Source organism: Dyella sp. ASV21 (assembly GCF_016428975.1).
Lineage (GTDB): Bacteria > Pseudomonadota > Gammaproteobacteria > Xanthomonadales > Rhodanobacteraceae > Dyella.
Genome location: NZ_JAELTT010000362.1, coordinates 1 through 312, shown reverse-complemented (window position 1 = coordinate 312; position 312 = coordinate 1). Strand labels below are relative to the sequence as shown.

At 76.9% G+C, this 312-nt stretch carries 1 protein-coding gene; it reads right to left on the bottom strand.

The features are described from left to right. Window positions 1–114: 114 nt before the first annotated feature. Window positions 115–312, bottom strand: a 198-nt coding sequence (locus JHD67_RS22555; protein ID WP_233172185.1) for a hypothetical protein, incomplete at its 5' end; no start/stop codon positions are given.

The window sequence follows — 312 nt, the reverse complement described above, 5'->3', positions numbered from 1 at the left end:
CCCCCCCCCCCCCCCCCCCCCCCCCCCCCCCCCCCCCCCCCCCCCCCCCCCCCCCCCCCCCCCCCCCCCCCCCCCCCCCCCCCCCCCCCCCCCCCCCCCCCCCCCCCCCCCCTTTTACACCCCCACCCCGCAAACCGAGATTCGGTCACGGGTCTCGTGGGCTCGGAGATGTGTATAAGAGACAGTCCACAACGCGTCTTCAATCACCCCAGCGAGACCCGACTCGACGCCCTGCCATTCGGTGGCCCAGCCGGCGACGTGCTGCGCGAATAGCGAGTCGCTGCCCGGGGCGAAGCCGGCGTGCATGGCGAA